At 42.5% G+C, this 26,721-nt stretch carries 20 protein-coding genes, 1 other RNA gene and 1 pseudogene; 13 read left to right on the top strand and 9 right to left on the bottom strand.

The window, feature by feature from the left end; translation table 11 throughout:
* Positions 1–21 precede the first annotated feature (21 nt).
* The 3 genes and pseudogenes from CTT31_RS06490 to CTT31_RS06480 form a co-directional block, all read left to right on the top strand.
* A complete protein-coding gene (locus tag CTT31_RS06490; protein ID WP_260492212.1) occupies positions 22–489 on the top strand; it encodes a hypothetical protein in 468 nt (155 codons plus the stop codon).
* A gap of 211 nt (positions 490–700) precedes the next feature.
* Positions 701–1,057, top strand: a transfer-messenger RNA (tmRNA) gene (ssrA, locus tag CTT31_RS06485).
* 212 nt (positions 1,058–1,269) lie between these two features.
* Positions 1,270–1,701, top strand: a pseudogene (locus CTT31_RS06480) (site-specific integrase); the annotation flags it as partial.
* Here CTT31_RS06480 and CTT31_RS06475 read toward each other — a convergent pair.
* Entirely contained in the window at positions 1,702–2,049 is a 348-nt protein-coding gene (locus CTT31_RS06475; protein ID WP_260492211.1) for a hypothetical protein, read from the bottom strand.
* Positions 2,050–2,104: 55 nt separating this feature from the next.
* Positions 2,105–2,692, bottom strand: coding sequence for a DUF4062 domain-containing protein (locus tag CTT31_RS06470; RefSeq protein ID WP_260492210.1), 588 nt, complete (start codon positions 2,690–2,692; stop codon positions 2,105–2,107).
* Between the two features lie 393 nt (positions 2,693–3,085).
* Between CTT31_RS06470 and CTT31_RS06465 the strand changes: the two genes are divergently transcribed.
* Positions 3,086–5,824 carry an AAA domain-containing protein gene (locus CTT31_RS06465; protein WP_260492209.1) on the top strand — a complete coding sequence of 913 codons (2,739 nt, stop codon included), beginning with the start codon at positions 3,086–3,088 and terminating at the stop codon, positions 5,822–5,824.
* Between the two features lie 89 nt (positions 5,825–5,913).
* Here the strand turns inward: CTT31_RS06465 and CTT31_RS06460 are convergent, their stop codons facing one another.
* Positions 5,914–6,795 carry a hypothetical protein gene (locus tag CTT31_RS06460; RefSeq protein ID WP_260492208.1) on the bottom strand — a complete coding sequence of 294 codons (882 nt, stop codon included), beginning with the start codon at positions 6,793–6,795 and terminating at the stop codon, positions 5,914–5,916.
* A gap of 104 nt (positions 6,796–6,899) precedes the next feature.
* Between CTT31_RS06460 and CTT31_RS06455 the strand changes: the two genes are divergently transcribed.
* The 6 genes from CTT31_RS06455 to CTT31_RS06430 all read left to right on the top strand — a co-directional run bounded on the left by CTT31_RS06455 (position 6,900) and on the right by CTT31_RS06430 (position 13,837).
* The gene (locus tag CTT31_RS06455) at positions 6,900–7,223 is read left to right on the top strand and encodes a tyrosine-type recombinase/integrase (RefSeq protein ID WP_260492207.1); all 324 of its coding nucleotides are present in this window, start codon (positions 6,900–6,902) and stop codon (positions 7,221–7,223) included.
* 33 nt (positions 7,224–7,256) lie between these two features.
* On the top strand, positions 7,257–8,156 hold the full coding sequence (locus tag CTT31_RS06450; RefSeq protein WP_260492206.1) for a hypothetical protein: 900 nt from the start codon (positions 7,257–7,259) through the stop codon (positions 8,154–8,156).
* A 19-nt stretch (positions 8,157–8,175) separates the two neighbouring features.
* Entirely contained in the window at positions 8,176–8,625 is a 450-nt protein-coding gene (locus tag CTT31_RS06445; protein ID WP_260492205.1) for a hypothetical protein, read from the top strand.
* Positions 8,626–9,090: 465 nt separating this feature from the next.
* The gene (locus CTT31_RS06440) at positions 9,091–11,799 is read left to right on the top strand and encodes a CHASE domain-containing protein (RefSeq protein ID WP_260492204.1); all 2,709 of its coding nucleotides are present in this window, start codon (positions 9,091–9,093) and stop codon (positions 11,797–11,799) included.
* A gap of 126 nt (positions 11,800–11,925) precedes the next feature.
* Positions 11,926–12,699 (top strand): substrate-binding periplasmic protein, encoded by a 774-nt coding sequence (locus CTT31_RS06435; RefSeq protein ID WP_260492203.1) that lies wholly within the window; start codon positions 11,926–11,928, stop codon positions 12,697–12,699.
* Between the two features lie 97 nt (positions 12,700–12,796).
* Positions 12,797–13,837, top strand: a complete 1,041-nt coding sequence (locus CTT31_RS06430; RefSeq protein WP_260492202.1) for a tetratricopeptide repeat protein — start codon at positions 12,797–12,799, stop codon at positions 13,835–13,837.
* 66 nt (positions 13,838–13,903) lie between these two features.
* On the opposite strand, the gene grpE is transcribed toward CTT31_RS06430, so the two are convergent.
* Positions 13,904–14,515, bottom strand: a complete 612-nt coding sequence (gene grpE / locus CTT31_RS06425; RefSeq protein WP_130126567.1) for a nucleotide exchange factor GrpE — start codon at positions 14,513–14,515, stop codon at positions 13,904–13,906.
* A 65-nt stretch (positions 14,516–14,580) separates the two neighbouring features.
* Positions 14,581–15,516: an HrcA family transcriptional regulator gene (locus tag CTT31_RS06420; protein ID WP_171039494.1), complete on the bottom strand. Its 936-nt coding sequence runs from the start codon at positions 15,514–15,516 to the stop codon at positions 14,581–14,583.
* A 90-nt stretch (positions 15,517–15,606) separates the two neighbouring features.
* Between CTT31_RS06420 and nadK the strand changes: the two genes are divergently transcribed.
* The 3 genes from nadK (at position 15,607) to recN (ending at position 18,904) form a co-directional block, all read left to right on the top strand.
* On the top strand, positions 15,607–16,491 hold the full coding sequence (gene nadK, locus CTT31_RS06415; protein WP_017217984.1) for an NAD(+) kinase: 885 nt from the start codon (positions 15,607–15,609) through the stop codon (positions 16,489–16,491).
* Between the two features lie 62 nt (positions 16,492–16,553).
* Entirely contained in the window at positions 16,554–17,132 is a 579-nt protein-coding gene (locus tag CTT31_RS06410; RefSeq protein ID WP_039492440.1) for a hypothetical protein, read from the top strand.
* A 95-nt stretch (positions 17,133–17,227) separates the two neighbouring features.
* Positions 17,228–18,904: a DNA repair protein RecN gene (gene recN / locus CTT31_RS06405; protein WP_260492201.1), complete on the top strand. Its 1,677-nt coding sequence runs from the start codon at positions 17,228–17,230 to the stop codon at positions 18,902–18,904.
* Between the two features lie 105 nt (positions 18,905–19,009).
* Here recN and CTT31_RS06400 read toward each other — a convergent pair whose 3' ends face one another.
* The 4 genes from CTT31_RS06400 to gltB all read right to left on the bottom strand — a co-directional run bounded on the left by CTT31_RS06400 (position 19,010) and on the right by gltB (position 26,589).
* Complete coding sequence (locus CTT31_RS06400; protein ID WP_260492200.1) at positions 19,010–19,759, bottom strand: MBL fold metallo-hydrolase; 750 nt, start codon at positions 19,757–19,759, stop codon at positions 19,010–19,012.
* A 159-nt stretch (positions 19,760–19,918) separates the two neighbouring features.
* Positions 19,919–20,314: a DUF1801 domain-containing protein gene (locus CTT31_RS06395; protein WP_045990550.1), complete on the bottom strand. Its 396-nt coding sequence runs from the start codon at positions 20,312–20,314 to the stop codon at positions 19,919–19,921.
* A 392-nt stretch (positions 20,315–20,706) separates the two neighbouring features.
* On the bottom strand, positions 20,707–22,122 hold the full coding sequence (locus tag CTT31_RS06390) for an FAD-dependent oxidoreductase (protein WP_211859583.1): 1,416 nt from the start codon (positions 22,120–22,122) through the stop codon (positions 20,707–20,709).
* Positions 22,123–22,131: 9 nt separating this feature from the next.
* Positions 22,132–26,589 carry a glutamate synthase large subunit gene (gene gltB, locus CTT31_RS06385; protein ID WP_260492199.1) on the bottom strand — a complete coding sequence of 1,486 codons (4,458 nt, stop codon included), beginning with the start codon at positions 26,587–26,589 and terminating at the stop codon, positions 22,132–22,134.
* Positions 26,590–26,721: the final 132 nt, after the last annotated feature.

The following is a 26,721-nucleotide window of genomic DNA, read 5'->3' as shown; positions in this document are numbered from 1 at the left end:
TATTTCAGAAGGATTTGCTAAATGAAAGTTCAACACCAAGCAATGCTATATAATCAGGCTCAGGTGCGACGCGCGCAATCAATCGAAAATGAAGCGAAGGGAAGCGTTTTGCCAGCGTCAGAGGCAACAACTAGCCACATCAAAGAGGCACAATTCGACTTTACCCATATCACCATGAAAGAACTGGCTGTGGCATCTAAAGCACTATATGACGAAGGAATATTGGATTTAGGGCAACATGCTTCGCTTTCTTTACATTATTTTGCTGTTGAGCAAGGCCTAAATCGGGGGAGTGGAATCCCCTCTCCTGCCGATATTTCACGAGCCGAGAATGAAAAAATCGACGTTATCGCCATGCAAAAGGCCAACTTAAGAGAGGCACGCCAGAGTGGCCGTTCAGAGACAGAAATTCAATTTTCTGAAAAGCTGCTCAATACTTTAGAGAACTATCAATATGGTGGTAAAGGACGATTCTTTGCAAGTGCCTAGTCGCACAAATCAAAAGCCAACCCGTTATACATATAATCAACGCTTACGGTCTTGTTCAGCAATCGGCGAGTAATTAATCAAACACGCCTCTGCTTCGTTAAATCATCAGCAAATGGCATGATAAGCCATTGTAATGACATTAATCCTATGTATAATGCGAGACATAGTTAGTTGTTAGATGTATAAACACTAACAGTACTGAATTTATTCAGGGGCTGATTAGGATTCGACGGGATTCAAGAAGCCTAAGGTGCATGTCGAGGTGCGGCTGGCCTCGTAAAAAAGCCGTATTTAAAGTAATCGCAAACGACGATAACTACGCTCTAGCGGCATAATAGCCCGCTAGCACTCCTCCATGATATTCTTGTGGATCTGGTTCTGGAGTGTCACCCTACACAAGATCGCTACGGAAACCCTGGCCGGGGTTGAAGGGCTAAAACTAAGCGGCCTCGCCTTTACTTATCGTGTTCGTCCGAGATTTAAAGGTTAACCAAAAGACGATACTAAACATGTAGGACCGAAGGTCGACGCTTTCCGGACGGGGGTTCAAATCCCCCCAGCTCCACCAAATTTTAGCGTTTTAAAACAGCCAGTTAGAGCAACATGCTTTGACTGGCTTTTTTACGCCTGAAGCAAATTGTCCACATCGTGACCACATTTTTTGAAAATTCAAAAAGTGTTCCTATTCGCGGCCAGCATGAAGACGTAGACCCATTTAAGCCAAAAGAGACTGAAGCAATTTTAAATGCTTGCAGAAACTAGCCCGAACGCCATTTACTCAGTGTACTGTTTTACACAGGTATTAGGCCGTCAGAGGTAGCAGCACTGCAATGGATTTATGTTGACTTGATCAACGAAGAAATCAAAGTGTGTGAAGCTGTGATTTGGGAATCCACCAATAAAAAGGCCATTACCAAAGGTACTAAGACATCATCAGGTAATCTCGTTATTGAACCATGCAGCAGAAAACAGTTAACCTGTTCAGCACAACTGCGCAAAAATATTTGGATCCCCGTACTTAAGAAAAGCGGCCTTCGTTACCGCCACCCTTACCAAGCAAGACCCACTTTCGCCACCATGCTAATCAGTAAAGGACGCAACTTATGGTGGGCTGCTGACCAAATGGGACACGATGGACCCGAAATGCTCTTTAGGCATTATGGTAATTACATTAAAGAGCATGATTTGAAATTGACAGGAAAATGCCATTAACTAGCTTTCCATACTCAAGCTAATTAATGGAGGTAGCTGTAATAAATCTCTAATACTGTTTATGTTGGTCAAAAATTGTAAACTATTAAACACATCCCAATTATCAATAAATACATCAAAGCTACCACCTATTCCAGTTACAGCATCAACCCTTTTTCCAAGATCATGAAAACTCTCAGCGTCAGAGAAAACCTTTACAATGTCTTCGTAAGAAATATTAAATGCTCGATGAAGTTCTTGAGCAAACGGAAAGTGCATTATCTTAGATATTATTAGATTTTCCCGCTGCTTTTCTCTTTCCTTTTCAATAAGATCCTCTGCTGAATTTGGACTGACCTTAGAAACCACCTCTTCAAGGTACGTCTGTAATGAGTGATTAATTCCTGCTAGCTCTTCAACTTTCTCAGAGAGATTGTAATTGCCTATTGGAGCCTCTGCGCTTTATAAGCTCCCTAAATAAACCAGCCCACTGCTCTTTTAACCACAATTCGATATCCGTATGTTTTTCAAATTGGTGTAACGGATTGTTTCGGCGTTTCGATATTATTTCATCAAGAAATAAAAAGACATTAATTGAATCTACATGAGCATATTCAACCGTCACATTCTCTCTATTTTTCAAAAAGGTCTCGTATTCGGCAAACACAGCCTTTTCGACAAGAATAAAAGTCGGAATATCGTTAGAGCGTGCAGCTTCAAACTCTTTTTTAGTTACGCTTTCATATCGCTTATAAAATTCGTTTGTTTCGAGTCTCTTTTCTCCACTCACCTGTGAGCCGTAGCGGCCACCGACAATCAAAACAAAAATTTCTGATTCAGATGCAGAGCGATAACAAGACTCATCCAATGGAATATCTGGATCATACGCAATTCGCCCTTTATCTGATAAGATGGCTGTATATCCAAGATTTTCTATAAACCCCTCTAGTGAAGCCCTAATGTGCTTTAAATCATAATAGGTGGAACTAACAAAAACTTGAGGCTTAGCCATAATGTCCCTTTAAAACGTGGCAAACTGAACGGACTTACTTTATAAAAAAGAGCCTAATTTGTCACGGCAAATGCCCCGAAACAGAGTGAAACTCGTAATTATTAGTGAGATGATGTAATTACATCAATTCTCGCGTACTTTCAAATCTCCCCCAGCTCCACCAATAAATAAGCCTCCGCATTTGCGGGGGCTTTTTTGCAAATAAAATAGCGAATGAATTCCTATAAACAGCGGACACTAACTTTAGCTAAAAACCAATTATGCTACAGAGATATCGGAAGTACTTGCTAAGTTGCTCACTGCTCTTTCTACACCTTGAAAATAAAGTGTTATTTTGTTTGAGTTAACCTAGAATGCGAACTGCTCATTTTAGGCTCAAGGATTGCAAATAACGTGGATGAACATCAGGTACTAATTCTTACTTTGTATCAAGGAAGGTGGATTGATAAGACAAAAAATATCAAATCTCTTGAACCTTACCGTGGCGGCTTCAAAGTCGAGTTTGAAAATGGGACATATCGGTATGGTCACTCAAAAATAAAAGTGTTCCGCAACCCCGTCGAGGTAGATACCAGTGGAAGTGAGATTTTCGTTTATAACATGCCTCTGAGTGCGGGCACATATGAGGTTTTGAGGTTCTCTGAGCACTTTTGCATATTTGAAAATGGCAAGAAAAAGTATTACCCGATAGGAGCAGTTTCCTTCGTGAAAAATATCCTTCAGTCGCCCAATGCTTTGGGAATTGTTGATTACTATTCAAAGCTTGCAGAGCTTAAGCAAGAAGAAAAAGAATCTAAACACTTACATTATTACTATTCAAAAAAGCTTCGTTTGATCTCCGATGAATCAATAGCGGCAAGATTTATAGACAACTCCACACCAGCTACTATAGAGCACAATGAGACACTGATTTTTCCATTCGGCGTTAACCTCTCTCAACGCACAGCATTAAAGAGAGCTTTAAGTTCGCAACTGAGTTTAATCCAGGGGCCTCCAGGTACGGGCAAAACGCAGACTATTCTGAACCTGATAGCCAATTTAGTTATGCAAGGTAAGTCTGTAGCAGTCGCAGCAGGAAATAACTCCGCCGTAGCAAATGTTTTCGAGAAGCTAGAAAAGTCAAATCTTGGTTTTTTGGCAGCTACACTTGGGAGCAAGAAAAATGTCACGTCATTCTTTAGTAATCTGCCCAATAAGCCAGATATGTCTGACTGGCAATTATTGCCCTCTGAGCAAGCTTCTACAACACAATCATTAGTCAAGCTGGATATGCGGATAACACAGCTTTTAGAGAGCAAAAACCAGCTTGCAAAAGAGAAGTCGTACTTAGATAAGTTGGCATTAGAAAAGCGGTATTTCAATAAGAGTTTTGACACTACGCCTTTCGAGTTAGATAGGCTATCGATATTTCAAAGATGGCAGACTCCTGAAGTACTTAAATTTATGGCAGACTTTGAATACCACTCACAACTAGGATCTCTGACTTGGAAGACCAAACTAAAGTGGCTATTCAAGTATCGAATATACAAGTTTGAGGAGCTCAGTGAGTTTGACCTAAGTGTATTCAGGCGTCTTGTAAGTACCTTTTATCAAACGAAAATTGAAGAGACTGAACAGGTAATAAGGGTATTGCAACAGCAGCTTGATAGCGAGGGATTTGATACGCTGTTAGAAAGGCAAACTGACCTGTCCATGAAGTTATTCAAGTCTTTTGTCGCTGAAAAGTACTCAGATACAGAATTTAAAGAAACCAATGCTAGTAGTTACAATAAACGTGACTACCAAGATTTTGTGACCCAATTCCCTGTTACTTTGAGTACGACTGATTCATTAATGTCAAATAAGCCTGACGCCGTTTTGTTTGACGTCTTGATCGTCGATGAAGCCTCACAAGTGAATTTACTGTCAGGCTTTTTAGCTATGTGCTGTGCTAAGAACATGGTTGTTGTAGGTGATACAAAGCAGCTTCCTCATATCGCAAAAGAAAAGCGACAAGTTGATATTGAGCATTTGTATGGAGAAACATCACCATACAATTACAAACGAAACAGTTTGTTAGCAAGCCTGATTAAATTGTTTCCATTAAGCCCGACAACACTGCTTAAAGAGCACTATCGCTGTCATCCTAGAATTATCGAGTTTTGTAACCAAAAATTTTATAACGGTGAACTCATTGTTATGACTGATGGTATCACTGAACCATTTCAAATCGTCAAAACAGAAAAAGGAAACCATGCTGCACCTGTTTTAAACAGTAAAGGCTTAATAAACCAAAGAGAAATTGACGTTATAGAGCAAGAGGTTTTGCCCGTTGAGCTGGCACATACATCTTCAGAGAATATTGGCGTTATCACCCCCTACCGTCCGCAGGCTAACAAATGCAACGATCATTTTGGGCAAAGAGGCATAGATGCTGACACCGTTCACAAATTTCAAGGCCGTGAGAAAGACACTATCATTTTCAGCACTACCGCCAACAAAATAAATAAGCATATTGATCAACCTGAATTAATCAATGTCACTGTGTCGAGAGCAAAAAACCGACTGACCTTCGTTTCATCGCAGAGCCTTGTTAAAGAGAGTGGCACAAATATTGGTGACTTGATGCGTTACATCGAATATCAATCGGAATCACAAGTTATCTACGAAAGTTCTGTTGTTTCAATATTCGATTGCCTATACCGCGAGTACTCAGAAAAGCTCAACGCATTTATGACCCGTGTAAGGAGAAGCTCGGAGTTTTTATCCCAAGATTTAATGTCAGCATTGATAGACGAGTTACTCAATACGGGTGATTATTCGTGCTTAGCGTATAAAAAAGACTATCCGCTGTCTTTTTTGTTCAGCAAGTTCGAGCACTTTACAAACCGAGAGGCTGAGTTCATCCAGCACCCTTCCAGTCATGTCGACTTTATCGTCTACAACACCATGGACATGCTGCCAGTGTTAGCGATAGAAGTTGATGGATATACCTTTCACGACTTAAATCCGCTTCAGCTTGACAGAGACGCAATTAAAAACAGTATTTTTAACAAGACTCAGCTACCTCTGTTCAGGTTCTCGACCAAAGGCAGTTCAGAAAAAGACAGGCTGAAAGCGTTACTAGTCCCATGGAAAGCTCGAGCTAATTAAAAAGTAATCAGACATGTTAATTTAGCCTTTCCATTTTCGATGAATGGCAATAGAAGAAACCTATCTGCTGCAATTTGTGCTGATACAATTTATCTTATACATGTACTTTCTTGATACACAGTAAACTGCTTTTTACGAACTTCCTCGTATTCGCTCACAAGCAGTCGCTTGGCTTTTCGGAACTCATGAATAGCTCTCGTAAATTCTCCATATATGTTCTGATTCAAACCTTGCCGCTGATTAACTCCTTCATCCAAAATACAAAAGCCTCTTTCAATAACTTGAGCAACGCTAAGTGGTCGTAAAAGCAAATGATCTGGGATGTGCGTCGCTGGAATGCCTAGTTTTAAAACCTCACGCAAATCAAACACTGCATAATTCATTGTTATCGATATTGCATCAGTGAAAGAGATTATCGAACGCATGTACTCATCTAAATCTGAATCATTAAGTCGCTCTAAATACTTGTTAGAACCGGGAACAATAGAGAGCAAATTAGACAAATGAGTTCCGCCTTTCGCTTGCGCTATATTAGGGGGAAGTAGTAACGGCTCCTCAACGGTTTCCATAAATTTAGACATGTGATTTTCAAGTTTATCTGCTAGAGCTTTTAGCGCATACTGCCTACTTTGCTCTTCTAAAATTTCTCTTTGTAGTTTCAGATTATCGCTGTGAATAGCCTTTGTTTCACTCAGCTCACTACGGGTGAGTTCTAACTCTCTTGCTTGCAAACGGATGGAGTATACCAAGATAACAATCGTTAAAAATGACAATATCGGATTTAAAATACCGCCAAAATAGTCACCAAAAGCGCCAAATGTTCCCTGATCTTTTACACCGTCGTAAAAATTTAGAAAGTAGAATACAAATAATGTAGCGATTGCCGTAGGTGCAATTTTGGTCACGACAAAATCTATCTTCTGTAAAGTAGCGCGTTCATTTACTGTCGTTGAGTGTACTTTTTGTAGCATCTGTCAATCCTTTCATACAATAAGGCGGCTAGTATGCACTAGGCAGTTCTCCTTATTCAATCTCCTTAAAACGATCTATTCTGAGATATCACAAAATTATGTTTATGAAGACCAAAGGCAAAAAGAACCGTGCAGTGCAAATCACTCAAGCACTTTATGATGAAATACCCAAAAAATCAGGGCCACTATTTGCAGATTGTCGAAAGGCATTCGAACGAGCAGTAAATAATACAGACATTATTTTGCCAGCGGGACAGTGTAGCCATGTACTAAGACACACATTCGCCAGTCATTTTATGATGAATGGAGGGAATATATTGGTATTACAACAGATACTAGGCCATGCTAAGATTGAGCAAACCATGGTTTACTCTCACTTTAGTCCAAGCCATTTAGATGACGCAATAAGATTAACCCCCTTAAACTAGATACAAATTTCTACGCAGTACTAAAGGAAGACAATGAAGATAAATTACTTTACCTATCAATTAAATGATGAACAAACAGGAGAGTATCTCTATGCAAATGTTTATGATTTATTAAACGATTTTTGCGATGAGAACACAGATATTGCAGATAGAAGAAAAGAAAACACAGAAAATGGCAAGCAATTATTTTTAGCAGCTTCAGAAAAGGCTGGAGTATTTTATTTGCTGTGTCCTGCTCTAGTGAAAGATTTTAAATCAATATCTAAAAAAGATGGAAAAGTTAGTAATATCAGTGCCGTGTTGTCTGACCACTCATTAGAAAAAGTTAGCTATATCTATGTGAGCGATTCTGATAATTTTATTGGAATTACAAACCCTTTAGGAGGCGCTCGATATACAGATTTACAATACTACCTAAATAAATTGATAAAAGATCGAGTGATAGATAGACAATTAAAGTTAAAAATGGTGCCATTGCATAGCGAAATAACTAAGTCACAAGTAAAAAAACTGGTCCATATTTCTAAAGCCGATATAGAGATGAATGATAAGTCAGCTATCGCAAAATTTTTCGGAGCAAGTAAAGAAGATGCCTTCGAAGAGCTCGAAATCACTATCAGTTTTAAAAGAAAAAATGGAAAGAAAAATTCTATAAGTAACCTATTAAACCCAGTACTCAATACAATTGAAAATGATGAAGAAAAAAAGTTAGGGGCTATACACTTAAGAGGCAGGGTTAACAGCACTACGGAAAATATAAAAGATATCTACTTAGATCAAAGTAACATACTCTATGAGATGATTTACAATGATAGTCAAGTAGAGGAACAAATTGTGAAAAAATCATTCGGAAACCAAAATATTGTGGACTCACTAGAAAGGTTTCTTGATGAGTATGGAGATACCTTAGAACATGGCGAAATTTCAAAATGAATAATCTCTGGTACTAAACATGCAGTTAAGCAATAGTGACATAAGGACGCTTAGAGTTCTCTGTTGGTGTTTGGCTACCGGAATTCCGATACTTTTGACTGGTTTGATCTATATAACGGTTGGAAATAGTATTTTTGAAGTAAGCGAATCAAGATTAGTAGCTATAACAACAATCACCTCAACATATGGCTTTACAATGACAGGCTTCGTAGCTGCTATCGGAGCATATCTTTTATCTCTTGGGTCAAAAGTTTCTTTCAATTTTTGGAAGAATGGAGGTAACCTTAAGGTTTTTTTCCATCTTTATGCCGCTGCTCTGTTTCTTCTTTTCGCATGCTTCATATCGTCTTTACTGCTGCTAGCTGTTTTTAACAACGCTTTACTCTATGTAGCAATGTGGTCAGCGCTAATTACATCAATACTGTACTTGGCAGCTTTAGTTTTTGTAGCTATCAAACAAACACTGTAAACATTCACATTTCATCCACCTAGGCTAGATTCAAAAAGCTTTCAGGGGGTTACATAAGAATATAACTCACTGATTTTAATGCAAACTATTGATTTTAAGGAAGTATAAAACAGTCGACGCTTTCCGGACCGGGGTTCCCCAGCTCCACCAAATTTTAGCGTTTTAAAACAGCCAGTTAGAGCAATAAGCTCTGACTGGCTTTTTTTTCGGGGCAAACATCCACATTTCATCCTAAAAAGTGGCCACATTTATATAAAGCCCAAAATCCGCATATGTACTTTAGCTTTTAAGGCTACGGGACTGAGCCAGCCTCAATCTATAATTTATCCAAATAACAATTCATAATATGTCTTTCATGAGCCAATTTTGGCATAAATTCAGCGTTGTCACTTCACCGCAATCACTATCAATTCAATGCTATCTGGACTAACATATTGGTTAGATTTAAAGCGTAAGGAATATAGCGTGTCGTTAGCGAATGCTCACACAGTTCGCCAGAGCCGATTTTTGCCACTTGTTGCTGCACTACTCGTGTTAGTTGGCAGTATGCTTTATGGGCTGGTGTTATATGAGCAAGAAAAGGAGCATCATGCTGAAAAGGTAGCGGCGGCACTTGCCTCACGGCTTGACCATGTGACTGAGGGTGTGAACGAGCGTGTTACGCTGTATTGGTACGGTATTTTGGGGCTTCGCACTGCAATTTATGCGAATCAACAACACAGCTTTGACTATCAAGCGATGCAGCGTTATATCAGGTCGTTTGACTTCCAAGCGGAATATTCTGGGGCTCGTGGCGTGGGGATCATCAAATATGTCCCCGTCGATAACGTAAGCAGCTTTGTGCAACAAGCACAAGCTGAGCGTACTGACAGAACGTTCTCCATAAAAACGCTAAACCCACATAACACCAGCAAATTTGTTATCCAGTATATTGAGCCTGAAGTAAATAATGACCAAGCCGTCGGGTTGGACATTGGCTCTGAAGACAGTCGTCGAACAGCGGCGATAGAAGCTGCTACTGCCAATGAACCGAGACTTACCGCTCCAATTACCTTAGTACAAGCCGACAATAAAATTAAATATGGCTTTTTGATCCTCGCCCCAATTTATACCTCTATTGGTATGGCGGAAAATGAAGAAAATCGCTTAGAAAACTTAGTTGGTTGGACTTATTCCCCATTACTTATCGATGAGATCCTGTCGACCTTGCTGTCTTTTCGACAAGATGTCTCGATTCAAATTTCCGATGTAACCAATAACGATGAAAACACGCCATTTTATCAGGTGCTAAAAGAAGATGTTAAAGAGTTGGATAACTCAGTGGCTAAACAGGTCAACTTGTTTGGTCGCACTTGGGAAGTAAAAATTTGGCCAACTCCGCAGTTTATCCGTTCACTCAATCTCGTCTCTCCTAATACCATTTTACAGGTCGCGTTGCTGGTCTCTACGCTATTGGCAATCATCACTTATATTTTGCTTTTAAGCTTTACCCGTCAGCGTCTAGCTGAAAAGGAAAAGTTAGCCGCAGAAGAAGAAAAAGCACAGTCCCTTGCTAAACTGAACTCGTCATTAGAACAGGAAGTAAAAGCACGAACTAAAGAAATCGTAAAATACAGCCAACTTCATACCAGCATTGTTGAAGGTTCGGGTTATGCCATTGTTGCCACCGATCCTGACGGTATCATTACCCAGTTTAACCCTGCAGCCGAGCGTTTACTGGGGTACAAAAAAGATGAACTCATTGGTAAATCATCCCCTGCCATTTTCCATCTCGAGGAAGAGGTCGTAGCAAGAGCAAAAGCGTTAACGGAAGAGCTTGGCAGAGTCATTGAACCTGGATTTGAAGTCTTTGTCGCCAAAGCCAAGCAAGGTGTGGTAGATACTAGCCGATGGACTTACGTCACTAAGCAAAACCAATACGTGCAAATTAAGCTGAACGTAACGACATTAACCGACGAACGCGGCAATGTTGATGGCTTTTTAGGTATTGCATTAGATCTCACAGAGCAGCTTAAGCACGAACGAGAACTCTCGCACGCCAAAGAAGCTGCTGAGCAAGCAGCCAAAGCAAAAGCCGTCTTTTTGGCTAATATGAGTCATGAAATACGAACCCCCATGAACGGCTTATATGGCACATTACAACTCTTAAAGTCGGAGCCACTTAACAGCACCGCCACTAATCTGCTTGAGAAGGCCACCTACTCAGTTAAGGCGCTTAACACCATCATCAACGATATTTTGGATTTCTCTAAAATTGAAGCCGGTAGAATTGAGCTTGAAGAACGGCCATTTAATATTGAGGTGCTGGTTGAACATCTGCGCTCAGATTTTTTGGTATTGGCAAAAAACAAGGGATTAAAGCTTAAGATCCACGTTGAACTTGAGCATAAGTTTTGGCTTGGAGATGAAGTCAGAGTCAGGCAAGTGTTGCTTAACCTCTTGTCAAACTCCATTAAGTTTACTGAAACTGGCAGTATTATTACCCATATAAAACCGCTTCAAAATGATTCAGGTATGCTTATTACCGTAGCCGACACTGGCATTGGGATGACAGAAGCCACAATCAACAAACTCTTTTCACGATTTGAGCAGGCAGATAAGTCCACCACTAGAAAATTTGGTGGTACGGGACTTGGTCTTTCTATCACTCGCTCTCTAATTGACCTGATGGGCGGTACGATTAAAGTAGAGAGTACCGTTGGAAAAGGCAGTCTATTTAGCATCGAGTTGCCTATGCAAAAGTCTGAGATAACCTCAGAGCAACCAACAACCGACCAGCTGACCGCAGCTGACTTGAGCGGCACATCCATATTGCTGGCTGAGGATAACCCAGTAAATCAGCTAGTAGTGCGCTCTATGATCAGTAAAGCCAATGGTGATATTGCGATTGCGAATAATGGCAAAGAGTCTATTGAACAATTTGAGCTAAACAAACCCGACTTAATACTTATGGACATCCAAATGCCAGAGATGGATGGCGTTGAGGCTTGTAAACGTCTTAAGAGTAAAGATCCTAATATCCCCATCATCGCATTAACTGCAAATGCCTTTGCGGAAGACAAAGCCTTGTATGAGCGCGTCGGATTTGATGGTTATGTTGCCAAACCCATAGAGCAGCTTGAGCTTATCAATACCATCGCGACCGTACTCGCACATAGCCGAAATATGCAGTAATTTTTACAGATATGAGAACACTCTGCGGTTAGCGGTTACAAACTTAATCGTTTAACAAAGCTCGTGTGCCTTTTTTGATTTACTGATAAAATAATCACCTCTACTCATCTGCAAGGATCGATCACCATGAAATACGCTAGATCGTTTTTACTCAGTTTATTCATCGCGTTTTTAGCGTTCGAAGCGTCGGCCAAATGCGATAAAACTTTGCGTGTAGGAATGAACGAAACGCAGTGGCCTCCCTATATTTCTCGCAGCGGAGGTAATGTCTCTGGTATAGAAATTAATGCGCTAAATACCTTGTTTAACGATTCATCTTATTGCTTGAAATATGTATTTTATCCCACCTCATCAAGAATGCTAACGGAGCTAAAAACAGGCAAAGTAGATTTAGTGGTGGCCGCGACCAAAACCGCAACGAGAGCTAAGTTTGCGCACTTCACTACACCTTACCGCCAAGAAGTCATGGCATTATTCCAACATAAAGACAAACCAAAAATTGGCGGCGAAGTCGAGTCATTGATCCTTGCAGGAAACACATTTGCACTGAATGCTGGCAGCTACTACGGTATGGCCTTTGAAAAACTGATCCAAGACCTTTATAACGATCAGCTGGTTCACCTGCCCAATGCCGCTCGTCGCTTTAAAATGTTGAGTAAACAGCGAGTTGACTATGTTGTTGAAGATAAGCTCGCGGGCGAACACTTTATTCAAACCAAAGAGTATACCGATGTTATCTATTCAGGTATCGACGCGAATAAAACACCTGTTAGCTATATGCTTAGCAAAGTCAGTTTAACTACTGAAGATCTTGAAAACATCAATCGGCTAATTGACTTGCACCAAAGCGAACTCAGCAATTTGTTTTCTTTTCATCAAGTTCCCGCTCCCTATTCATAACTAAAGAGGCGACCTCTACATTGTTGCTTATCTTTGTATAATGCTGTTTATCGTAATTGATTTGGAACTATTTGTTACTGCCGACTACAGTTAATAGATGCGCCAAAATGTGGTTGGGGTTTGCTTGGTTCGGTTTTTACTCTTTGTAACTTGTACATTTTATTTTTGCCAACACGCGTTGGCGAAAGACTTTTCATATTTTGAAAGTAAGCTAGACGAGGCCAGCGACTATTTAACGGTTAACCCTGCACAATCACTGATTATTCTCGACGGTTTAGATCAATTGCAAGATGTACCTGTACCTTTATTTATTCAGTGGCACTTGCTGAGCGCTCGTGCCTCTGTACCAACAAATAAAGTAGATAGGCTCTATACCTCAATAAACGCGACCTTTTTGTATCCAGATGACATGTTTTTTAAAGCAAACCTCCCTACCATTTTAAGTGCACTTGGGATTTGGTTACGCCGACAGGAGTACCTTGATGACGCTGATATTAGCCTCAAGTGTGCCTACAAATATGCAGAAAATGACCGCCAGCGGCTTACGCTGACTAACAGTATGGCATTAGTTGCCCGCAACCAAGATGACTATCAAAAAGCGAGAACTTTGTATGCCAAGGCACGCAAATTGGCTGAGGAGTTAAAGCAAACCCCAGTCCTTGCAATGATCGAAAGCAACTTGGGTAGCCTCGCGCTTGATCAAGGCCGAATATTTGAAGCCGAGCAGTATTTTCGTCATGCCCTGCTGGGTTATCAAGCAGTTGATAAACGCTCGGGTCAAATCTCAGCGGGCATTAACTTGATGTTTGTCTTTCTTATTCAAAAGCAAATCGTCAACTACGAACGTTTACAAGGGCCCACATCTACCCTAACCACAGCCTTTCCAAACGAATCAAAACAAGCTTGGCTACAATGGCTTGAGGCGCGCTATAAGCAGCTCGAAGGGGACATGCCCAACCAAAACACTAAGCAAGCGTTACAACTGGCATATACCCAGTTAGAAAGCGATAAAGTAAAACTGCTAGTACATAGATATTTAGCAAAAGAGTTAGGCGTCGAAGTCACTGCCCCCCTCCCCATCACAGCTAAATCTTTTTCCAGTCCGTGGTTTGATAAAGTGAAACAGTGTAGTTGGTAAGCGAATACACTTGTTCCTAAACGCAAAAAAGCCGCTCAATGAGCGGCTTTTTCAAATTGGATTTGCTTATTCAGCAGCCTTAGACACCATAACCATCGCAGGGCGTAATAGACGGCCGTTTAAGGTATAACCTTTCTGCATCACAGCAAGCACTGTATTTGGTGATACATCATTGCTCGGCTGAATTGACATTGCCTGGTGTAACTCTGGGTTAAATGTTTCACCCTGTGGGTTTACCGCTTCAACACCAAATTTAGCAAGGGCATCGGCAAATGTCTTGATAGTCATATCAATACCTTCAAGCACAGGCTTTAGCGTTTCGTTTTCTTTGTCAGAAAACTCAATCGCACGCTCTAGGTTATCGATTACAGGTAGCAATTCGTTTGAGAACTTTTCTAGCGCAAATTTGTGTGCTTTTTCAACGTCCTGCGCTGCACGGCGACGAACATTTTCAAGCTCAGCGGCGGCGCGAACAACGCTATCTTTTTGTGAGTCGATAGTTTGCTTAGCAGTTTCTAGCTCAGCGTACAGACCAGCGATTTCTTCTTCTGGGCTCAACTCACCCGCACTTTCGGCCTGCTCTTCCTGAGTTTGTTGCTCTGCTTGTGCTTCTACAACTTCTGCTTCCGCTTGTGTTTGTTCAAGCTCTTGCTCTGGGGCTTTTGTCTGCTCAGACATGTGGTGATTCTCCGATTCTTTACAACTGCGGTAATTATGGGGATTGAAATGAGAGTTTCAACCCTTTATTGCGGCAATTTTTTGAATTCTGACAAGATGGCCTCGATCTTTGAATCCGCAGGGCAAATGACGCAAAAGCGACTTTGATATTCTCCTTTGGAGAAATACGGCACACTGAGCACCACTACGCGATGTAAACCGAGCATGCTTAGCTCTTCGCCAAGTAACACGGATACGCCGTCTTTAAACGCTAAGCGGTCTTCAACTTGGTCTAAAAATCCGACGCCAAGATTAATCTCTCTATCCAACTCCAAACGGTTATATAAGTAGCGCTCGCCGACAACAATTGCATTATCTGAGCCTAATTGCTGACTTAACTGCTTAGTCCACTGGGCCAAAATATGATGACAACTCGGCGGTGCACTGTGCGCCATGGCGCGCATTCGGTGCAACCCTTCAACTAAAGTTTGTTGACTGAATACGGTATTCATCCAAGCCGCAAACTGGTAACGCAACGCGTCGGAATCATCAACGGGTTTATCAATACAAATATTGTGCGACTGCCCCGCTCTGTCTAACAGCAGAACCAGCCAATTTTTACGATCAAAATCGAGCACTTCCACACGGAACATTTGTTTGCTGCTAACTTGTGGTAATCCCACGCAGCAACAGACCTGAAAGTTTTGGCTCAATAAATGTGCAAAAGAGACTATTGCGGATTGATCAGGTTGCCAATGAACAGCAACATCAGCCAGAGGAAAAAACTCCTGTAGCCAGAATTTTACACCTTGGTCGGTGGGCACGCGGCCAGCTGACGTGTGCGGCGAATACAATAAGCCTTGATTTTCAAGTCTTGCCATTGCATTGCGTACGGTTGCAGAACAAATAGCAAGGCCGTCCTGCTTTGCTATTTTGCTGGATGCAACAGGCTGTCCTTCACCATTACAATAATGGCGCATGACCGCACACAGAATTTGTTCATCTCTGGGATTTAGTTTCATAATTATTTTAATATGGGTGTCAATTGCCAGTTTCAAGCACTACGCTTTTAATATAATCTTGCAACAAAGATACCAAGGACAAATGACTGAATGACGACCACGTTTAACACCATCGGCTTAATTGGCAAACCCAACCACGAAGGCGCGGGGACGACCTTACAACGACTCTACACATTTTTGCAAGCATTAGGATATGAAGTACTCGTAGAAGATCGCGTTGCGGAGCAAATAAAGTCGTTAGACGAAGACGCTGTTGTCGAGTTAGTTGAACTAGGTAAACGTTGCGATCTTGCTATTGTTGTTGGTGGTGACGGTAACATGCTTGGCGCAGCAAGAGTACTGGCTCGTTTTGATGTCGCCGTTATCGGAGTTAACCGCGGTAACTTAGGCTTTTTGACAGATTTGAACCCCGAAGGCTTCGAAGCGCAGCTAGAAGCGGTGTTGAGCGGCCAATTTATTGAAGAGTCAAGATTTCTGTTGGAGGTGGCAGTATACCGACATCACCAACTTAAAAGCGCAAATTTAGCAATGAACGAAGCCGTATTACACGCTGATAAAGTTGCGCATATGATTGAATTTGAGGCTTTTATCGATGACGACTTTGTATTTTCTCAGCGCTCAGACGGTTTAATTGTCTCGACGCCAACGGGGTCAACCGCTTACTCGCTTTCGGGTGGTGGGCCTATTTTAACCCCCGAACTCGACGCTATTTCACTGGTGCCTATGTTTCCGCATACTTTATCTAGCAGGCCTCTGGTAGTGGACGCAGAAAAGGAAGTCAAACTCAAGTTAAGTCTAGAAAACACCGACAGCTTACAAGTAAGTTGTGACAGTCATGTTGTACTGGCAGTGCTACCTGGTGACGAAGTTATCATCAAAAAAGCGGAGAAAAGACTAAGATTGATCCATCCCAAATGCTACTCCTACTACAATGTTCTTAGACAGAAATTAAATTGGGGCAGTAGGCTTTACTAAGCACGCAAAGTTACGCAAAATAACCTTGGTTAAATTTTCTAATTTAGGTAAATAACAATAAAATGGCTTACGTTGTATTTTTCACATTGGCGCTGCTTATCACTATACTTTCAGTGTATTTAGTGATTGAAAATAATAGAAGAAAAGCCCGTGAAGCGGAAAAAAAAGCCTTTAACGATCGTTTAAAAGTGATTAGTAGCAACTTTAAACTTAAAGTTGCTGAATTCGTTGAAGCGAAGATTTTAAGGCCAAAATACGCACCGCAGATCAATGCAATTGTTGGCAACTTTTTTGTTGTTCAAGCGCACTCGGAAGAGAACTTGGCGCAACTGGAAAAAGTGTCTGAGTTATTTATCTATTCAGTGACAAACGAGCTCAATAAGTGTCGCTCAAATGGCAATATGGATTTGCTTGCTGAGCAATTACAATATTTTGTTGCTGAATTACCCACGGCGGGCATTGCCTATAATCGTGACTTCTATCGCGAGATGCTTCCAGCTCTCATTGCACGCATTCAAACACCTGATACACCAGCAATACAGCAAGATGAAGATGTGCTGGATTCGCAAGAGCTAGGTGATTCAGAGCCATCCAACCAACAAATGCAAGCAGCCTTAGTAAAAGAGCACGCCATCGGTTAATCTTGCTATTATTTTTAGTAAAATTTTTTGATTTGAGTTGCTAAACAATAAAATACTGTATAAATTAACAGTAATTCTCTGTTAGGGTGTACAGTATGCTTTTAGCTTTAAATGTTCAAAATTTTGCTATTGTTAGTGCGCTAAATATTGACTGGCATTGCGGCATGACCGCAATTACAGGTGAAACAGGCGCGGGTAAGTCCATTGCAATTGATGCGCTTTCTTTATGTCTCGGTGAGCGTGCTGATCCTTCTGCTATTCGTCCAGGCACCGACAAAGCGGATATCTCTGCTCAGTTTGATGTTTCAAATCTCCCTGCTGCCAAACGCTTTCTAACGGAGCATATGCTAGATAACGAAGAGAATGAATGTATCCTTCGTCGTGTTATTAGTAAAAGTGGGCGTAGTAAAAGCTACATCAATGGCTCCCCTGTTACTGCTGGCCAACAAAAGGAGCTTGGGCAACACCTTATTGCTATTCATGGGCAACACGCCCATCAGCTACTGCTAAAACCAGAATATCAACTGCACTTGCTTGATGCTTACGCAAACCACACGACTTTGTTACAAGCAGTTAAGGGCCAATATAATCACTACCATAAGCTGCAAAAAGAATATGCCGAACTACAAAAGTCACAACAGACACAAGCCGCAAAAAAACAACTTCTTGAGTACCAAGTAGCAGAGCTTGACGAGTTTGCCCTACAAGAAGGCGAATATGAAGATATTGAGACCGAACACTCGCGCCTAAGCCATAGCCAGACCATTTTAGAACAATGCCATCGTGAGCTTTCTCGCCTTTATGAAAATGACGAGCAGACTGTGCTATCGCAACTACAACAAAGTGCACAAGTGTTCTCTGAACTCACCAGTTTTGACAAAACTCTTGAGAATATTGCGCAAGTGCTTGAAGAAGCTGCAGTACAAGTGGAAGAAGCAAGTAGAGAGATCCGCAGTTATTCCGATTCAGTCGAACAAGATCCAATGAGACTACAAGAGCTAGAAGATAGACTCTCTCAAGCTCTGGATTTAGCTAGAAAGCATCAAGTTCAACCTGAATTGCTACATCAGCACCATCAAGCACTGCAACACGAGCTTGAGTCTATTAACTCTGATTCTGCACGATTGGATGCACTAGAAGAAGAAATTGCTGAAGCCATCAACGCCTACAATCAAGCGGCGCTTGGATTAAGTCAAAGCCGCCAGCAAGCCAGTGCATCTCTTAACGAGCGTATTTCTGCAAGTATGAAAGAGCTTGCGATGGGTGATGGTCAATTTGAGATCCAGTTAACGCCTAATCTTGGCGCAAAACCGAGCCCTTTTGGGTATGACCACATTGAATTTTACGTCTCGACTAACCCAGGACAACCTTTACAGCCTATGGGTAAAGTTGCCTCGGGTGGTGAGCTATCTCGGATAAGCTTAGCCATTCAAGTGATTATCGCAACACGTGTTACGACACCCACTTTGATTTTCGATGAAGTTGATGTGGGGATCTCAGGTCCAACTGCTGCAACCGTAGGTAAATTGCTACGCCAACTTGGTCAGTCCACGCAAGTTATTTGTGTTACTCACTTACCGCAAGTGGCATGCAGTGGTCACAATCAGTTCTTTGTCGCAAAACGGGTAGAACATGGCGAAACCTTTACCAAAATGACCCCAATGGCACAAAGCCAACGCATTGATGAAATAGCAAGGTTAATTGGTGGGGATAAAATAAGTGACACGACAAGAGCGAGTGCAAAGGAATTATTACAAGTGCAAAGTGCGTAAAACATTGAGTACCTGTCATCAGTCCTGACTGGCTATGTTTGTAGGCAACCTATAAACATAGCCTGTTAGCAAATACGAAAGGCAATTTTGTGTGATGTAACATGATTAACGGTAAACGTGGTTATGCCACTCTGTATGTAAAAACTCTGCCGTACATCCAGCCAAGGCGTTTTCAAGACTCAATGGTGACTCGCTTTGGGCTATCGCCTCTAAATAACTTTGCCTTTGAGATATTGCGGTTAAAATCGGTTCCGTACCAGAAATTGGATTACCATGAGAGAGCAGTAAAGTGAGACCGGCATACTTTTTTAATTTTTCTAGGGAATTAAAATGTGCTCGAGCTCCACTAATATGGACCGCAGGCAGAAGCGCCTCTCCCTCGTTTGATGTCATGATATCATCAGCTACATGAATATATTTATCGTTAATGATGGTGTATAAACCACATTCTACATGTCCAGTAATCAACTCAAATTTAAACTCGAACTCACCGAAATGTAGCACAGAGTTTTCATGCAGCTCATTAAGCCCCTCAAAATAGTGATGCTTCTCTTTAGCAGTATACTTATCTAATGTGTTTTTATAATGATGATTTCCAAACAGTTTTGGTCCTGCAAGCGCTGGCAACCCAGAGATATGATCCGGATGAAAGTGTGAAAATAAAACTTGTATTATGGTGATATCGAGACTGTTTAGATCTTCGCGAACAGCTTGTCCATGCGCTTCAAAGCCAGTATCAAGCAGCATGGCGGTATTGTTGTGAATAAATGCATAGATATTGTAGCCAACATGATCCCCAGCAAAAGGAGGAAATTGATAGAGATATAAATTCGTCGTTATTTTGATTTTGTGCATTCTTTATTTTTCATTCCTTTTTATTTTTCTTTTATCGAGCTTAATGCGAACGCCACAAGGACGCCACATTGAAACCCTGAAGCTTTGCCACCAAACTTTGAGCCAACTTTACCCAAAGCGGTTGCATGAATGCTACATTAAATCAGACCGTTTTACGTTTTATTTTTCAAGGTTGAATTGAATTGCTGCACGGATCAATGTACAAAAATGGGCTTCATTGATGGTGTCCTGCTGTTTAATATCAATCGCCCGTCTAGTGTTACCAGCAAACCCTGTATTGAATAACTGGTGCTCATCTTCAAACTTTGCGCCATATGCAAAGGTAAGTTTGACCTTATCTTTGTATACTTCGCCCGTGCAGATCATGCCAGCTTTTGACCATACGGGCACTCCTGTTGGGTTGCTTGGCTTACGCCATTTGATATCTTCCTCTACATCTTTATCAACACTTAGGATCAGACTTCTGATCTGCTGCAATACCGCCGCACGCCAATCGTTTACACTCGCTATCTTTGCAGTGACCGCATCAGCGCCTGAGTTTATCGTTTCATTCATGATCTTTCCTTAATATTATTGATAAATACATGTTAAGTGAAATTAAGTTAGCGGCTAACAAGGGTCTGTTGACCTTTGCTGTTTGATTTTTGTTCTTCAGAGTGCGTTTTGGTCGCGACGCTCGACTTGCCGCCTAGTAATCTAGGTAAAAGTTGAGCAACAATGAACAAAGCACACTCAGGTGAACCCAAAGGGCAGCGCTTGATTGGCATTTCTACTGTGTTCTCGCCTGACTCACATAGAACAACTATGCTACGCAGACTCTGCCTTGTATAAACACCAATCAAACTGCTGCAAAAACAAACTTAAAAGATAAACAGTCCCTACGCAAAATTCAAATAAAAAACCCCAGCTACAACGAATGTAGTTGGGGTTTGTGAACGACAAAAGCGTTAAACTTCTAAATAGTCCAAAATGCCTTCAGCGGCGTTGCGGCCTTCAAAAATCGCCGTTACCACTAAATCAGAACCTCGTACGGCGTCACCACCAGCAAAGATTTTCGGATTACTTGTTTGATGTGTAAATGCGCCTTTTTCTGGTGCAACAATACCGCCCCAGTGATTTATTGCGACATCGTATTGTGCTAACCAGTCAAGGTTGTGCGGCTTAAAACCAAATGCCATAATCACCGCATCGGCTTCTAGTGTATGCTCAGAGCCTTCCACGGTTTCAGCACTACGGCGACCATTTTTGTCGGGTTCACCTAATTGTGTTTTCACCATTTTAACGCCCGTGACTTTGCCTGAGCTGTCAATTTCAATACCAACCGGCTGTAAATTGAATCTAAATTCAACCCCTTCTTCTTTGGCATTTTTAACTTCTCGAACGGAACCTGGCATGTTTTCTTCATCACGACGATAAGCACAGATCACGGATTGCGCATTTTGTCTGACTGACGTTCTAACACAGTCCATCGCAGTGTCCCCGCCACCAAGTACCACCACGCGCTTACCCGCCATGTTCACATAGCTATGCTGACTTTCGTCATAGCCCATAACTCGGTTGGTGTTACCAATCAAAAATGGTAGCGCATCATAAACACCATCGGCATCTTCATTTTCAAGATTGCCTTTCATGCTTTGGTACGTCCCCACACCCAAGAATACGGCGTCGTATTGCGACAATAGCTCGTCCATTGAAACATCACGACCAACCTCGGTATTGAGATTAAACTCAACGCCCATTTCGGTGAAAATCTCGCGACGGTTTTCCATTACCGATTTTTCTAATTTGAATGACGGGATCCCAAAGGTCAGCAAACCGCCAATTTCAGGGTTGCGGTCATACACCACTGGACGCACGCCGTTTCGCACTAGAATATCCGCACAGCCAAGCCCCGCCGGGCCCGCACCTATGATTGCGACTTTCTTATCGGTCCAAGTAACGTAAGAAAGATCAGGCTTCCAGCCCTGTGCAAACGCCGTATCGGTAATATATTTTTCAATATTTCCTATAGTCACTGCACCAAACTCTTCGTTCAGCGTACACGACCCCTCACAAAGCCTATCTTGCGGACATACTCGCCCACACACTTCAGGCAAACTATTGGTACGGTGAGACAGTTCCGCTGCCTCAATGATTCTGCCCGTACGAATAAGTTTGAGCCATTGCGGAATATAGTTGTGAACTGGACACTTCCATTCACAGTACGGGTTACCACAATCTAAACAACGGTCGGACTGTGAATGAACTTGCTGCTCAGAAAAAGGCTCATAAATTTCAACAAAAGATTGCTTACGCGTAGAAATAGGCTTTTTGCGCGGATCTACACGTTGTACATCGATAAATTGGTAAACGTTCTCGCTCATTGCTCTCTCCTACTGCGCCTGAATTCTTAACTCAGCGCTACTACGCGCTCGGTGGCCAAGTAAACTGTTTAAATCGCTCGACTTTGGCTTTACCAATTTAAACATTGGCAAATACAACTCAAAGTTAGCTAAGATCTGCTCAGCTCGAGTTGAGCTCGTTAAATCTAGATGCTCTGCAATTAAACCGCGTAAATGTTCTTGGTGCGATGCAAGCGCTTTGAGGTCTACCAGCTCGACCAACTCAGGGTTGATCCGCTTATCAAAATCACTCTCTTCATCAAGTACATAGGCAAAACCACCGGTCATGCCTGCGCCAAAGTTAACGCCAACTTGACCAAGCACACACACTACGCCTCCCGTCATGTATTCGCAACCATTATCACCAAGCCCTTCAACAACCGCTTGTACACCCGAGTTACGCACAGCAAAGCGCTCCCCAGCTCGACCTGCCGCAAACAACTTGCCGCCGGTCGCGCCATATAAACAGGTGTTACCAATGATAGCCGCCTGATGAGAAGCAAAGCTTGAGCCGACAGGAGGACGCACGACTAGCTTTCCACCAGCCATCCCTTTACCAACATAATCGTTAGCATCACCGACTAATGTCATTTCAAGGCCACCTGCATTCCACACCCCAAAAGATTGCCCTGCTGTACCATGTAACTCAAGTGCGATTGGATCCGCTGCCATACCTTGGTTACCATGCTTGCTCGCGATATAACCAGACAACATTGCACCGATAGAGCGATCCGTATTGGATATACGGCTCACCAGCGAGATACCGGTCATTTCGTCGATTGCCGTCTTCGCTTTCGCAAGTAAGCTTTCGTTCAACGCACCACTGTAATGTGACGGATTAGTATGGGTGCAATACAGCGCTTCATTTGACGGATTGTTCGGCTTCGCTAGAAGCGGACTTAAGTCGAGCTTTTTCTGCTTCGCAGTATTACCTTCAATAGCTTCAAGTAAATCCGTTCTACCAATCAAATCGGTGAGTTTTGTGACTCCCAAAGCCGCCATCAGTTCACGAGCCTCTTGTGCAATAAACTTAAAGTAGTTCATCGCCATTTCTGGCAATCCATGATAATGCTTTTGACGCAACGTATCATCTTGTGTAGCAACACCTGTTGCACAGTTATTAAGGTGACAGATCCGCAGGTACTTACAGCCAAGCGCTACCATAGGGCCGGTACCAAAACCAAAGCTCTCAGCCCCCAAAATTGCTGCTTTAATAATGTCTAATCCGGTTTTTAAGCCGCCATCTGTTTGCAACCTAATGCGGTGGCGTAGACCATTTTCAACCAGCGCCTGTTGCGTTTCAGCAAGGCCAAGCTCCCAAGGGCTACCTGCATACTTTACCGATGTCAGCGGACTCGCCCCAGTCCCACCGTCATAACCGGCAATGGTAATGAGATCGGCATACGCTTTAGCAACACCAGTCGCAATCGTGCCGACACCTGGTTCTGAAACCAGTTTGACCGAGATCATCGCTTCAGGGTTGACCTGTTTGAGGTCAAAAATAAGCTGGGCTAAGTCTTCAATCGAATAAATATCGTGATGCGGCGGCGGCGAAATCAAAGTAACACCAGGAACCGAATAGCGTAACTTCGCGATATAAGGGGTGACTTTTTCACCTGGAAGCTGACCACCCTCGCCCGGCTTTGCCCCTTGCGCAACTTTGATTTGAATAACGTCAGCTGAACGTAAATAGTGTGGTGTCACACCGAATCGGCCAGAAGCAACTTGCTTAATACGCGAATTCTTTTCTGTACCAAAACGTAGCTTATCCTCACCACCCTCACCAGAGTTAGAGCAACCGCCGAGGCGATTCATCGCAATCGCTAACGCCTCATGTGCCTCCGGTGATAAAGCCCCGATACTCATTGCGGCTGAGTCAAAACGTTTGTATAGCTCAGTCGCAGGCTCAACGTCGTTGATGTCGATTGCTTGTTGCGCCGTATTAAGCTTAAGCATATCTCGCAAATTCGTAATTGGACGGTTATTTACCAGCTCCGCATATTTAACGTAGTCTTGATAGTTACCCGAACGAACTGCGGTCTGCAAAGTTTGCACGACATCAGGGTTATAAGCATGGTATTCACCACCATGCACATACTTTAATAATCCACCGTGTGATAGTAGTTTACGCTTGCTAAATGCCAATTTATTGAGTTGTTGTTGCTCCAAGGCAAAGTCGTCAAAACACGCACCTTTAATACGGTTTGCAACTCCTTTGAAGCACAGTTCAACAACCTCATCGGATAAACCGACGGCTTCAAACAACATCGAACAACGATAGGAAGCAATGGTGCTGATCCCCATCTTCGACATGATCTTGTATAAACCTTTGTTAATCGCGCCGCGATAAGACAGAGTCACCTCGCGGTAAGACTTTTTAATGATCTTCTTATCACACATTGCAACAAGGGTTTCGTAGGCTAGATAAGGATAAATCGCTGTTGCGCCAAAACCTAACAGAACAGCAAACTGGTGCGGATCTCTCACGCTACCTGTTTCAACCAAAATATTAGTATCGCAACGCTGGTTGCCATCCACCAGTCGCCTTTGTACTGCCCCCACGGCCATCGCCGCTGGGATAACTTGCTTGCCTGCAGCAATTTCTCGGTCACTGAGCACTAACATCACGCACCCGGAGCCTGCTTTTGCAACAGCCTCATCACAAATACGCTTGATTGCATCTTGCAAAGACTCTTCAATCTCGTAAATCAATGAAATTTTACACGCACAGTAATGGTCATCATCGGCGGTTAATAGCTGCTGCATATCAGAATAAGTCAGTACCGGCGAGGCAAACTGTAAACGTTTAGCATGACCTGTAGTTTCGTTGAAAACGTTTTGCTCGCGACCAATACAAGTCGCCAGTGACATTACATGATTTTCTCGTAACGGATCGATTGGCGGGTTCGTGACCTGAGCAAACTTCTGGCGGAAGTAGTCAAATATCGAACGGTGTCCTTCAGATAGCACTGCAAATGGCGTATCGTCACCCATTGAACCAGTTGCTTCTTGGCCATTTTCACCCATCACGCGAATAACTTGGTCGAGCTCTTCGTTGGTATAACCAAACTGTTTCTGATAGGTCAACAAGGTTTCATCGTCAAGATCGCGCTTGCCAGCCGCTTTTTCATCTAGTGCTTCAAATGGCGTTAAACGCTTAACGTTTTGCTCAAGCCAAGTTTTGTATGGATGTCTGGATTTCAAATCTTGATCGATTTCATCGGACTGCCAAATCTTGCCATGTAAGGTATCAACCACCAGTAATTCACCTGGACCCACGCGACCTTTTTCTATAACTTCATCTGGCGCGTAATCCCAAATGCCCACTTCCGAGGCAAGCGTAATAAAGCCGTCTTGCGTGATCACATAGCGGGCAGGACGAAGACCGTTACGGTCCAAATTACAGGCAGCAAAGCGTCCATCAGACATCACGATGCCAGCTGGGCCATCCCAAGGTTCCATATGCATGGAGTTAAAGTCATAGAATGCGCGTAAGTCTTCATCCATGGCACGATTTTTCTGCCATGCAGGTGGCACTAACATACGCATAGCGCGGAATAAGTCCATGCCACCAGCTAAAAATAGCTCTAGCATGTTATCTAAACTAGACGAGTCAGAACCCGTTTCATTGACAAACGGTGCCGCATTTTGTAAGTCTGGTAATAACGGCGACGCGAACTTGTAAGCACGCGCTCTCGCCCACTGACGGTTACCTTCAATAGTATTGATTTCACCATTGTGAGCTAAATAACGGAATGGCTGCGCCAACGGCCATCGAGGCTGTGTATTGGTTGAAAAGCGTTGATGGAATACACAAATCGCACTGGTCATCCGCATATCAGCAAGATCCGTATAAAAATTCGGTAGATCCGCTGGCATCATTAAGCCTTTGTAGATAGTCACTAAACCGGACAAACTACAAATATAAAACTGCTCATCTTGCTCTAAACGCTTTTCAATGCGTCGTCTTGCTATATATAGACGACGCTCTAAATCTTTAGGACGCCACCCTTCAGGAGCACCGACAAAAACCTGTTTAAACTGCGGTAATTGTGCTTTAGCGATAGGGCCAAGCATAGATGGATCGGTGGGTACTTCACGCCAACCAATGAGCGTCAGTGTTTCTTTTTCTAATTCTTCACTGATCACTTTCTCAGCCGCAGCTGCAAGCTCATGGTCCTGATTTAAAAATAGCATACCTACCGCATAGTTTTTGCCTACATGCCAATCGTTTTCAGCTGCGACGGCACGGAAAAAACTATCCGGTTTTTGTAATAACAGTCCGCAACCATCACCGGTTTTGCCATCTGCAGAAATACCACCTCGGTGCTGCATGCGGTCCAAACCTGTGATTGCTGTACGGATCAGTTTGTGACTTGGCTGACCGCTTACATGCGCAATCAAGCCAAATCCACAGTTATCTTTTTCTAATTTTGAGTCGTATAACATAGACTCCTCCCCTTGCTACAACGGCCAGCCCATGACGGTACGACGAAATGCTGGCAGATATTCAAAATTAGCCTTGATTGAAAGTAGAGTCAACACAAATATGAATACATATTCACAAACTTGAATATTTCT

Source organism: Pseudoalteromonas maricaloris (assembly GCF_024746855.1).
Classification (GTDB): domain Bacteria; phylum Pseudomonadota; class Gammaproteobacteria; order Enterobacterales; family Alteromonadaceae; genus Pseudoalteromonas; species Pseudoalteromonas maricaloris.
Note: the sequence above shows the minus strand (reverse complement) of the source record. Positions and strands in the feature narration are given on the sequence as shown.

Excerpts from the sequence above, each read along its gene's own strand:
- CTT31_RS06490 (WP_260492212.1), top strand. The coding sequence starts at position 22 with ATGAAAGTTCAACACCAAGCAATGCTATATAATCAGGCTCAGGTGCGA.
- CTT31_RS06470 (WP_260492210.1), bottom strand. The coding sequence starts at position 2,692 with ATGGCTAAGCCTCAAGTTTTTGTTAGTTCCACCTATTATGATTTAAAG.
- CTT31_RS06460 (WP_260492208.1), bottom strand. The coding sequence starts at position 6,795 with ATGCTACAAAAAGTACACTCAACGACAGTAAATGAACGCGCTACTTTA.
- CTT31_RS06455 (WP_260492207.1), top strand. The coding sequence starts at position 6,900 with ATGAAGACCAAAGGCAAAAAGAACCGTGCAGTGCAAATCACTCAAGCA.
- CTT31_RS06450 (WP_260492206.1), top strand. The coding sequence starts at position 7,257 with ATGAAGATAAATTACTTTACCTATCAATTAAATGATGAACAAACAGGA.
- CTT31_RS06445 (WP_260492205.1), top strand. The coding sequence starts at position 8,176 with ATGCAGTTAAGCAATAGTGACATAAGGACGCTTAGAGTTCTCTGTTGG.
- CTT31_RS06435 (WP_260492203.1), top strand. The coding sequence starts at position 11,926 with ATGAAATACGCTAGATCGTTTTTACTCAGTTTATTCATCGCGTTTTTA.
- CTT31_RS06430 (WP_260492202.1), top strand. The coding sequence starts at position 12,797 with ATGCGCCAAAATGTGGTTGGGGTTTGCTTGGTTCGGTTTTTACTCTTT.
- grpE (WP_130126567.1), bottom strand. The coding sequence starts at position 14,515 with ATGTCTGAGCAGACAAAAGCCCCAGAGCAAGAGCTTGAACAAACACAA.
- CTT31_RS06420 (WP_171039494.1), bottom strand. The coding sequence starts at position 15,516 with ATGAAACTAAATCCCAGAGATGAACAAATTCTGTGTGCGGTCATGCGC.
- nadK (WP_017217984.1), top strand. The coding sequence starts at position 15,607 with ATGACGACCACGTTTAACACCATCGGCTTAATTGGCAAACCCAACCAC.
- CTT31_RS06410 (WP_039492440.1), top strand. The coding sequence starts at position 16,554 with ATGGCTTACGTTGTATTTTTCACATTGGCGCTGCTTATCACTATACTT.
- recN (WP_260492201.1), top strand. The coding sequence starts at position 17,228 with ATGCTTTTAGCTTTAAATGTTCAAAATTTTGCTATTGTTAGTGCGCTA.
- CTT31_RS06400 (WP_260492200.1), bottom strand. The coding sequence starts at position 19,759 with ATGCACAAAATCAAAATAACGACGAATTTATATCTCTATCAATTTCCT.
- CTT31_RS06395 (WP_045990550.1), bottom strand. The coding sequence starts at position 20,314 with ATGAATGAAACGATAAACTCAGGCGCTGATGCGGTCACTGCAAAGATA.
- CTT31_RS06390 (WP_211859583.1), bottom strand. The coding sequence starts at position 22,122 with ATGAGCGAGAACGTTTACCAATTTATCGATGTACAACGTGTAGATCCG.
- gltB (WP_260492199.1), bottom strand. The coding sequence starts at position 26,589 with ATGTTATACGACTCAAAATTAGAAAAAGATAACTGTGGATTTGGCTTG.